The following is a 9,766-nucleotide window of genomic DNA, read 5'->3' on the forward strand; positions in this document are numbered from 1 at the left end:
CTGGGTAAATTTGCGTCTCAAAAGGCATTTCGACCCTTCGACGACTTGCGATAGAGCAGCACCATCAGACCGCGCGACGGCTTCTCCAGCGGATTGCTGATGGAATGTGCCACATCGACCGGATATCGCGCCGTCTCACCTTGCCTGAGCAGCTGGCGCGAAGTCCCGCTGGCGATCACGAACTCGCCCGACAGCGCCGTGAAATGCTCGACGGCGCCGGCTGCATGAGGCGAACTGTGGAGGCATCCGCCCGGCGCGATCTCGACATCGTACCATTCGATGTCGCCGGACAGGTTGGGTGGACTCAGGATGCGCAGCTGACAGGAGCTGTCGGCACTTCGGATCGTCGGCGTGTGCTCCAGCGACAGCATTTCGATGGCGTTGTCGGCGCCCGCCGTCGCCTGCCCTTCCCCCAGCAATGCAACGAAGTCGATGCCCAATCCGCGCGTCAGGCTCCAGAGCACGGCAAAGGTGGGATTGGCCTCCCCCCGCTCGATCTGCGACAGCATCGATTTTGAAACGCCCGACAGCGCGGAGAGCTGCTGCAACGTCAGACCCCGCTCCTTGCGTTGGCGTTGGAGAAGCGGGCCGATCTGAGGGGCGTTCAGCTCGCTCATCGCCCCCTCATCAATGCGTCAGGACTTGCTTCAGGAATTGCTTCGCCCGCTCTGAGGAGGGGGCCGTGAAGAACTGGTCCTTGGGCGTATCCTCGACGATCTCGCCGCGATCCATGAACAGAACGCGATCGGCGACACGCTGGGCGAAACCCATCTCATGGGTGACGACGATCATGGTCATGCCTTCGAGGGCGAGTTCCTGCATCACTTCCAGGACCTCGTTGATCATTTCCGGGTCGAGCGCCGAAGTGGGCTCGTCGAACAGCATCGCCTGCGGATTCATGGCCAGCGCCCGGGCGATCGATACGCGCTGCTGCTGCCCACCGGAGAGTTGAGACGGACGATGCTCCAGCTTGCCGCCGAGTCCGACCCGCGTCAGGATCTTTGCGGAGCGCTCGTCGGCCTCCTTCTGCGAACGCTTCAGCACATGGACCTGCGCCAGGCTGACGTTTTGCAGCGCCGTCATGTGCGGGTAGAGCTCAAAACTCTGGAAAACCATGCCGATCCGCGAGCGCAGGGCGGGAAGATCGGTTTTCGGCGACGAGACCGAAACACCGTCGACAGTGATCGTGCCCTGTTCGAAAGGCACGAGGCCATTGATGCACTTGATCAGCGTGCTCTTGCCGGAACCGGACGGCCCGCAGACCACCACGACCTCGCCGAGACGAATTTCGGCCGAACAGCCGCGGAGGATCTGCTGCGAGCCATAGAATTTATGCACGTCGTCCAGAACGATCATGACGGACGCCTCCTCCTGTAGAACTCGGCAACCTTCGTGATCGACAGGCAGATCACCAGATAGACGACGGCAACCAGCGAATACATCTCGGTCGCGCGCCCGTCGCGCGAGGCGACGACGCTCGCCGCGGTAAGGAAATCGTGCAGCGACACGACATAGACCAGCGACGTGTCCTGGAAGACGATCACGATCTGATTGAGGATCAGCGGCCCCATGGCCCGCATCGCCTGCGGCATCACGATCAGTCGCAGGACCTGCCAGCGGCGCAATCCGGTCGCCAGCCCCGCATCGCTCTGCCCCTTGCGAACGCTGCCGATTCCGGCGCGGATGATCTCGCAATAGAACGCCGCTTCGAACAGGACGAAGGCGATCAGCGCCGAGGTGAGCGAGCCGACCGGCCGGCCGATGGCGAGCGGCATCAGGAAATAGAACCAGAACAGCACCAGCACCAGCGGCAACGAGCGCATCACCGTGACGTAGCTGGCCGCGGGGACGGAAATCAGCCGATGCTCAGACAGGCGCATCAGTGCCAGCCCGAAGCCGACGACAAGGCCGCCCAGCGTCGCGACCAGCACCAGCAACGCGCTGAGCGCCATGCCCTCCGCGAGGAAACCGGACGAGCGGGCGATTACGCCCCAGTCGAAATCGCTCACGTCGTGGCCTTTCGCAGCGCGGCCCCGCCGATCCGGCTATCGATTAGGCGCATCAGCCCGGTCGCGCACAAACCGATGACCAGATAGCCGATGGTCGCGAAGGTGAAGGCCTCGAAGCCCTGAAAAGTATAGTTCTCGACGTGGCGGCTCTGCGCGGTCAGTTCGAGCACGCCGATCGTCAAGCTGAGCGATGACAACTTGATCGTGATCAGGAATTCCGAGGTCAGAGGCCCGACGATGGCGCGCAGGCCGAGCGGCAACGCGATCAGCCGGAAGGCCTGCATCGGGCGCAGGCCGGTCGCGAGAGCCGCCGGCAGCAGCGGTGCACCAACGGCCTCGATGCCAGCGCGAACCTGCTCGGCTACGCGCGAGCCTGCGAACAGGCCGATTGCGATCACCGCGGTGACGATCTCGGGATAAGGCAGGTCGCGCTTCAACCACAGGCCGACCACGTCGGGAACGATCTCGGGTAGGACGAAGTACCAGAGGAACAGCTGGACGAGCGGCGGCACGCTGCGAAACACATCGATATAGATGCCGGCCAGCAGGCGAGCCACGCGCGACGGGGAGCTGCGGGCAACGCCGACGACGATGCCAATCGCCAGCGCCACCGCCCAGCTCACGATGCTGATCGCCAGGGTCAGGAGCAGGCCGCTCCACAGCCAATCGACAAAAGGCTCCCGTATCAGGACCGACCAGTCCCAGCGGTAGTTCATCCGCCCCCCACTATCGCAAACGCAATCTCTGCGGATTCGCTATTCCGATATACCGGAATTGACCCATCTGCTGACAGGATTGTCAATCGGCATTTTTTGCCATCTAAATTGCAGGCGTAAATTCGAGAATTATCGATTAAACCGCTACACCCGCCCAATATCGAAGTATCGCAGATAGTAACTTGTCTATTAAGCCGGATAAGAACAACCGGAGGCCATCCAAGTATATCCGATATAACGAACATACAGCTGCAAGGTCGGGGCGCTCGATGGCATGAAAATCGTGCCCATCGAAAGCACGTCTCTGGCATTCCCTCGCGCATTGTCGGAGCGCTCATCGATGAGCGCGCCCCTCGCGCGTGTTGATGGTTGCGCGAACCAGAAGCGCCAACTGTGGACATTGCACGGCCGCCCGGCAGCGGACATTCGCAACCGATCGATGTCTGCCGCAGCGGCTTTGCACGCCGGTCGGAATGAGCCTCCGCCCCGGCTTTTGCCAACCTTCACACGACAAGCACGTCGTCGGTTTCAAAACCGAGCGGATTGGTGGGATCTGGTCATCGCGAACGGGACCTCGGATCTGAGGCGTCACGCAGCGCGTCGCCGAGAAGGTTGAGCGCGAGTACCGTCGTCAGGATCGCGAGGCTCGGGAAGACGGCGAGCCACCAGGCATCGAGAATGTTCTCGAAGCCCTCGCGGATCATGCTGCCCCATGTCGCGGTTGGCGGTGGCACGCCGAGCCCGATGAAGCTAAGCGAGGCCTCGGTCCGGATGGCAGAGGCGAGCCACAGCGAGCTCATCACCACGACGTCGGAGAGCATGTTGGGCAGGATGTGGCGCGTCATGATCCTGAACGGACCACAGCCATAGGAGCGGCTGGCCTCGACGAAATCGCGCTGGCGCAGCGTGATCGTCGGCGCGCGCGCGACGCGGGCGAAAGGCGCGATTTCGGTCACCGCGATCGCGATGATGAGGTTTTCCAGGCTCGCGCCCAGCATGGCGGCGATCATCAGGCCGAGCAGCAGGGTCGGGAAGGCGAGCAGCACGTCGAGCACGCCCATGACGAACTGGTCGAACGCACCGCCGACATAGCCGGAGACGACGCCGATCGCCGTGCCGACCAGCATGGCGATGAGGATGGCGACGAAGCCGACGAAGAGCGAGATCCGCGCCCCATAGATCAGCCGCGAGAGCACGTCCCGGCCATAGGAATCGGTGCCGAGCCAGAACTCGGCCGAGGGCGGCTCCAGCCGCGCCACGATGTTCTGCTCCAGCGGATCATAGGGCGCAAGCCAGGGCGCGAGGATCGCAACGAGGACGATGAGCGCGAGCAGGACGAGCCCGACCCATGCCAGCTTGTTCTGCGCGAAGGCGAGCCAGAGGCCGCCGGGGCGGATGTCGACGGTCGTCGCGACTGCGCTCATGTGTATTTCACCCTTGGGTCGACGAGGCCGTAGGCCAGGTCCGTCAGTGTGTTCACGACGATTACGCAGATGGCGAAGATGATCATCAGCCCCTGCAGGAGCGTGTAGTCGCGGGCGTTGAGCGCGCCGATGATGAGCTTGCCCAAGCCCGGCCGGTTGAAGATGATCTCGGTCAGGACGGAGTTTCCGATCAGCGTGCCGAAATACAGCCCGACCACGGTGATGATCGGGATCAGGCTGTTGCGCAGCGCATGCGTCGTGACGAGTCGGCCGGGGCTCACGCCCTTGGCGCGGGCGGTGCGTATATAGTCCTCCGTCAGCACGCCGAGCATCGCGGCGCGCGTCACGCGCATCACATAGGCGGTCATGATGATGCCGAGGTTGAGTGCCGGCAGCGCCAGCGAACGCAGCCTGTCCGCCAGGTCTCCGGAGGTGCCGGTGTTGCCCAGGACCGGGAACCAGCCGAGTTGGATCGCGAAGACGATCAGCATGAGGATGCCGGAGACGAAGGCCGGAAAGGACAGGCCGACCAGCGAGACGACGCGCGAGACGTAGTCGACCCAACCATTGCGGGAGAGCGCAGCGGCCACCCCAAGCGGCAGGCCGAAGACGAGGCCGATCGCGACTGCGGCAATGGTCAGCTCAATCGTGGAGGGCAGGACGAGAAGCACCTCCCGGACGACGCTATGGCCCGTGCTGAGCGACTGCCCGAGATCGCCGGTGAGCACCTTGCCGATGAAGGCAAGATACTGGGCGTAGACCGGCTGATCGAGCCCGAGCTTCTGCCTGAGCGCGGCGAGCGCGGCTGCGCTCGCGTGGTCGCCTAGGATGACGGAGGCGGGATCGCCCGGCACGAGCCGGACCAGCACGAAGATCGCTGTCAGCATGACGAGCAGCGTCGGGACGGCGAGGAGGATGCGTCTGAGAACGTAGCTCGTCATGCCGCAGCCCTTTCTTCCATCAGGCGCTGCGGCGCGAAAGCCGCGATTTCGCGCCGCGTGCCGCCCTCAATGACGAGTTCCGCGAGAATGGCGCCGACCACCGGTACGAGTTGGAAGCCGTGCCCCGAGAAGCCGAAAGCGTGGAACAGGCCGGCGGCGCTTGGCGAGGCCCCGATCACCGGCAGATGGTCGCGCGTCTGCGCTTCGATTCCCGTCCAGCAGCGGGCGATCCGGACGCCGCGCACGGCGGGGAAGAGATCGCTGGCGGCGCGCGCGCCCTTGGCAAGCTCGGCGAAGTTCACCGTACTGCGCTCGCGGTCGAGATCGGCCGCGCCCTGCAAACCACCGCCGATCACCAGCGTGCCCTGATCCGATTGCTTGAACGAGAGCGCCCGGCCGACGACGCTGACGACCGGCTCGATCAGGGGCGCAAGACGCTCCGTCACGATCATCATCGAGGCACGGACCCCGAGCGCGATCCGGTCCCCGAACAGTGCCGCGAACCGGGCCGCCCAGGCGCCCGCCGCGTTGACGACGACAGGCGCCCGGAACCGTCGCGCGTCGCAGACGAGAAGCCAGTCCGCCTTCTCTCGGTCGACGGCCTCGATGCCGCAGCCCTCGGCGATCATCACGCCCGCGGCCTCGCAGGAGTTGCGAAAGGCAAGCACGGTGCGGTGCGGATCGGCGGCGCCATCGCCTCGCGCCACCAGCGCCCCGACGCAATGCGGGCTCAGCGCCGGCACGAGACGCCGCAGCTCGGCGGCGTCGATCATCTCTTCATGGCCGTAGCCGAGCGCGCGCATGCGGACCTCGCGCTGGAGCAGGTCCGGCATATGCTCCTCCCGCTCCGCGATGCGGAGCTGGCCATGGGCATGGAAGCCGCAATCGTCGCCGACGATCGACGCGATCCGGTGCCACATCTCCATCGCCTCCAGCGAGATCGGAATCTCGGCGATGTCGCGGCCCAGCGTGCGCACGCCCGCGGCCGTAGCACCGGAGGCATGCCGGCCGGTCCAGTGGCGCTCGATCACCACGACCCGGCGGCCGCGACGCGCCAGATGCAGCGCCGCCGACAGGCCGTGCAGCCCGCCTCCGACCACCGCAACGTCGAACGCCTCGGTATTCATGCCGCCGGCTTCCGTTCGTCGAGGCTGGCGAGTTCGCCGAGCGTCACGGGCTTCAGCGGCGGGCGGATGCGATAGAAGCCGACCTCCTCGACCGGCCGGTTCTGCGCGGCGGCGATGATATGGGCCATGGTGTAGCCGCATTGCCGGCCTTGGCAGGGGCCCATCCCTGCGCGGGTGAAGGCCTTGAGCTGGTTGGGACCCGGCCGGCCCTGCACGGCCCGCGCCCGCAATTCGCCGGCCCTCACCTCTTCGCAGCGGCAGACGAGCGTCTCGTCGGTGGGCGCGAACACCTGCGGGCGCGGCGCATAGAGCCCATCGAGGAAAGGGCGCAGGGCGAGCGCGCGCGCCAGCGCCGCCCGTTCCAGCCGCGCGGCCGTTGCAACCCTGGCTTCGTCGAGCTTTCCGAGCTGCATCGCAACGCGCAGCGCAGCGAGCCGCCCGCGCGGCTCGGCCGCCTCGGCGCCGCCGATGCCGCCGCCATCGCCGGCGACGAAGATGCCGGCCTGCGAAGTCTCCCCCCAGGCGTCGAGCACTGGCACTTGGCAGTGCTGGCCGCCATCCCATCTCACCGCACAGCCGAGCGCCAGCGGCGCATGGATGTTCGGCACGACGCCCTCATGCACGAGCAGCACTTCGGCGGCAGTCTCGCCCTCCCGGCCATCCGCTGTGCGGTAGCGCAGCCGCTGAAGGCGCCCATCGCCTTCCGCTCGCAACTCGGCGACGTGGCGGATGATCGGAAACCCGGCCCGCTTCAGCGCCACCGACCACGACAGCCCCTTGATGAGATCGCCCAGCCGCCTAAGTCCACGCGGCAGGTGGCGCAGCGCAGCGCCGATGCGCCCTTTCGGCGTGGTGTCGAGGAAGCCCGCGATCTTTCCGCCCGCCGCGAGCAACTGCGTCATATAGAGCAGCGGCAGCGGCCCGCTGCCGGCAATCCAGACCGGCTTTTCCGGCACGGAATCGGCCGTCTTGAGCAGGATCTGCGCCGCGCCGACCGTCAGCACGCCCGGCAGCGTCCAGCCGGGGAACGGCACCGGCCGCTCCTGCGCGCCGGTGGCGAGGATGACGGCACCGGCCGTCACGCTGCGCGCCTGGCCGTCACGGGTCAGGAACGCCCGAAAACCCGGCTCGATCTGCCAGAGCTGGCTCTGCGGCTCGTAGAGCGCGCCGCAGAGCCGGAAGGCCGCGGCACGGTCGACGCCGGCGCGATAGGCCGCACCAAGCCGGGCCAGGCGCGGCGAGGCGGCGACGGTCTCGATGCCGCGCCAGATCTGGCCGCCGGGCGTCGGTTGGTCGTCGACGACCCGCACGGACAGGCCATGCTGGCGGGCGGTGACGGCAGCGGCCATGCCGGCCGGCCCCGCGCCCACGATAAGCAGGTCGGTATGGTCCTCGTTTTTGGCGAAAGGCGCGTTCATGCCGACAGGCTCCTGCGCCCCTGCTGGCGGATGATGTGCATGCCGTCCTTCACGGGCGTCAGGCATCCCTGGACGGAACCATAGCCGTCGATCTCGACGAGGCATTCGAAGCAGACGCCCATCATGCAGTAGGGCGCGCGCGGGCTCAGCGAGACCGGCGTGGTTCGGCTCCAGCCCTCGGACTGGCGCAGCAGCACTGCCGCGACGCTTTCTCCGGCCTCGGCGATGACAGGCCGCCCGTCGATATGGACCGTGACGGCGGCCGGCCCCGGATCATGCAGCTTGCGGAACATCGAAACGACTCTGGTGGAATGGGGAGAACGCGTCCGGCAGGGAACCCGCGGCGACCGCGGCGACCAGCGCCTCGGCATGGAATGCGGCGAGCGTCACGCCCGAATGGCAGAGCGCGACGAAGGCGCCGGGATGGCTCTCGGACTGGGCGTAGATCGGATAGCCGTCCGGCGTCATGATCCTCAGCCCGGCCCATTGCCGGACGAGCCTGACATTGGCCAAAGCGGGCACGATGTCGACCGTCTTGCGGCTCAGCCAGGCGGCCGCCTGTGTCGTCGTCGAGACGTCGAAGCCGCTATGGTCCTTGGTCGCGCCGATCATCACCGTGCCTTCCTCTGTCTGGCGCAGGCCGCTCGCCGGCAGCGGCAGGAAGGGCGCGAGGCGCTCGGTGACGAGCACCTGCCCGCGCTCCGGACGGACCGGCACCTCGAGCCCGACCTGACGGGCAAGCGCCGGCGAGCCCAGGCCCGCCGCGATGACAATCCGTGGCGCGACGAACGTCTCGCCTTCGAGGGAAAGCCGGAAGTCGCTGCCCGCGGGCTCGATCCGATCGACACGCGCCTTGTGGCGGATGCTGCCGCCATGCCGCAGGACGGCTCCGTGCAGCGCCGCGAGCAGCCGCAGCGGATTGCAGTGACCATCGTAGTGGCCGAGGCTCGCGCCCGAAATTGCCCGGCCGAACTCGACCTTCGGCACGAGCCGCTCCAGGGAGGAGCGGTCGAGCATCTCCCAGTCCGGCTCGCCCTCGCCAAACTGATTGTGCAGCCGCATGAGCTCGAGGCGGCGCTTCTCGAATGCCTCCTCGCCGAAGCAGAAGGCGAGGCCGCCGTCCTGCCGGTAGCACAGATCAACCCCGCTTTCGTTCTGGAGCGTGTCGCGAAAACCGCCCCAGCGCACAATGCTGTCGCGCGTCAGAGCCTGATAGGCCGGCATGCCGAGCCCCTTGCCCTGCAGCCAGACCAGCCCGAAATTCGCGCGTGCCGCCCGCAAATCGCCGTCGTCCCCATCGAGCAGCAGCACCTTCTCGCGTTGCTTCGCCAGGCCATAGGCCACGGCCGCACCGACCGTTCCTCCTCCGATGACGACGATGTCCGGACGCATGCGAATTTCCCTTGCCGGCTTCGACGTTAGGAAGCCATGTTGTATTTCGTCAAAGTCGTTTTTCTCTCGACACTATTCCTCAGGGTTATGCGATGGTGCGGCGGCTCAACCTGCGTCAGATCGAGGCCTTCAAGGCGGTCATCGAATACGGAACGGTGAGCCGGGCTGCCGAGATGATGAACATCTCGCAGCCCGCCATGAGCAAGCTGATCGCCCATCTGGAAGAGGATACGGCGCTGCGGCTGTTCGACCGCGTCAAGGGCCGGCTGGTGCTGACCCGGCGTGGAATGAGACTCTATGAGGAAATCGACCGGATCTTCGCAGGCGTACGCCAGGTCGAGAATGCGGTCGAAGCGATCCGCCGCGACGAGCAGAGCCGGCTGCTGATCGGCGTGATGCCGGCGCTTTCCGGCTCCTTCATCCAGCAGGCGACCTCGCGCTTCCTCGCGCGGCAGCCAGGCGTGTTTTGCTCCGTGCAGTCGCGCAGCTCGCAGTGGATCGCCGACGGGCTCGTCACCCGGAAGCTCGACGTGGGCTTCACCGTTGCGGCGATCGACAACCCCTACATTGCCAGCGAGCCGCTGATGGCCCATCCACTCGTCTGCATCCTGCCGCTCGACCATCCGCTGGCGGAGAAGGGCGTGATCACGCCCGACGATCTCGATGGGACCGCTTTCGTCTCGTTCGATCCGGAGAGCTTCACGAGCCGGCGCATCGGGCAGGTGTTCGAGGCCCATGG

Annotated in this window: 11 protein-coding genes (1 of these 11 cut by a window edge); 1 reads left to right on the forward strand and 10 read right to left on the reverse strand. The window is 66.3% G+C overall.

Features of this window, described 5'->3' with window-relative positions; genetic code table 11:
* Window positions 1-17: 17 nt before the first annotated feature.
* The 10 genes from FQV39_RS15285 to FQV39_RS15330 all read right to left on the reverse strand — a co-directional run bounded on the left by FQV39_RS15285 (window position 18) and on the right by FQV39_RS15330 (window position 9,027).
* On the reverse strand, window positions 18-617 hold the full coding sequence (locus FQV39_RS15285; RefSeq protein WP_149131075.1) for a helix-turn-helix domain-containing protein: 600 nt from the start codon (window positions 615-617) through the stop codon (window positions 18-20).
* Between the two features lie 10 nt (window positions 618-627).
* Window positions 628-1,356 (reverse strand): amino acid ABC transporter ATP-binding protein, encoded by a 729-nt coding sequence (locus FQV39_RS15290; protein WP_149131076.1) that lies wholly within the window; start codon window positions 1,354-1,356, stop codon window positions 628-630.
* The gene (locus tag FQV39_RS15295) at window positions 1,353-2,009 is read right to left on the reverse strand and encodes an amino acid ABC transporter permease (RefSeq protein WP_149131077.1); all 657 of its coding nucleotides are present in this window, start codon (window positions 2,007-2,009) and stop codon (window positions 1,353-1,355) included. Before FQV39_RS15295 ends, FQV39_RS15290 begins: the two co-directional genes overlap by 4 nt.
* A complete protein-coding gene (locus tag FQV39_RS15300; RefSeq protein ID WP_149131078.1) occupies window positions 2,006-2,725 on the reverse strand; it encodes an amino acid ABC transporter permease in 720 nt (239 codons plus the stop codon). Before FQV39_RS15300 ends, FQV39_RS15295 begins: the two co-directional genes overlap by 4 nt.
* Window positions 2,726-3,282: 557 nt before the next feature.
* Window positions 3,283-4,149 (reverse strand): ABC transporter permease, encoded by an 867-nt coding sequence (locus FQV39_RS15305; protein WP_149131079.1) that lies wholly within the window; start codon window positions 4,147-4,149, stop codon window positions 3,283-3,285.
* Window positions 4,146-5,090: an ABC transporter permease gene (locus tag FQV39_RS15310; protein WP_149131080.1), complete on the reverse strand. Its 945-nt coding sequence runs from the start codon at window positions 5,088-5,090 to the stop codon at window positions 4,146-4,148. The genes FQV39_RS15305 and FQV39_RS15310 overlap by 4 nt, the downstream gene beginning before the upstream one ends.
* A complete protein-coding gene (locus FQV39_RS15315) occupies window positions 5,087-6,217 on the reverse strand; it encodes an NAD(P)/FAD-dependent oxidoreductase (RefSeq protein ID WP_149131081.1) in 1,131 nt (376 codons plus the stop codon). Before FQV39_RS15315 ends, FQV39_RS15310 begins: the two co-directional genes overlap by 4 nt.
* Window positions 6,214-7,635, reverse strand: a complete 1,422-nt coding sequence (locus FQV39_RS15320; RefSeq protein WP_149131082.1) for an FAD/NAD(P)-dependent oxidoreductase — start codon at window positions 7,633-7,635, stop codon at window positions 6,214-6,216. Before FQV39_RS15320 ends, FQV39_RS15315 begins: the two co-directional genes overlap by 4 nt.
* The gene (locus FQV39_RS15325) at window positions 7,632-7,928 is read right to left on the reverse strand and encodes a (2Fe-2S)-binding protein (RefSeq protein ID WP_149131083.1); all 297 of its coding nucleotides are present in this window, start codon (window positions 7,926-7,928) and stop codon (window positions 7,632-7,634) included. Before FQV39_RS15325 ends, FQV39_RS15320 begins: the two co-directional genes overlap by 4 nt.
* A complete protein-coding gene (locus FQV39_RS15330) occupies window positions 7,909-9,027 on the reverse strand; it encodes an NAD(P)/FAD-dependent oxidoreductase (RefSeq protein ID WP_149131084.1) in 1,119 nt (372 codons plus the stop codon). Before FQV39_RS15330 ends, FQV39_RS15325 begins: the two co-directional genes overlap by 20 nt.
* Window positions 9,028-9,119: 92 nt before the next feature.
* Between FQV39_RS15330 and FQV39_RS15335 the strand changes: the two genes are divergently transcribed.
* Window positions 9,120-9,766 carry the 5' portion of a LysR substrate-binding domain-containing protein gene (locus tag FQV39_RS15335; RefSeq protein ID WP_149131085.1) on the forward strand. It continues 271 nt past the right edge of the window, so the window shows 647 of its 918 coding nt (coding positions 1-647); it begins with the start codon at window positions 9,120-9,122; its stop codon lies beyond the right edge, outside the window.

It is taken from the genome of Bosea sp. F3-2, assembly GCF_008253865.1.
Taxonomy (GTDB): Bacteria; Pseudomonadota; Alphaproteobacteria; order Rhizobiales; family Beijerinckiaceae; genus Allobosea.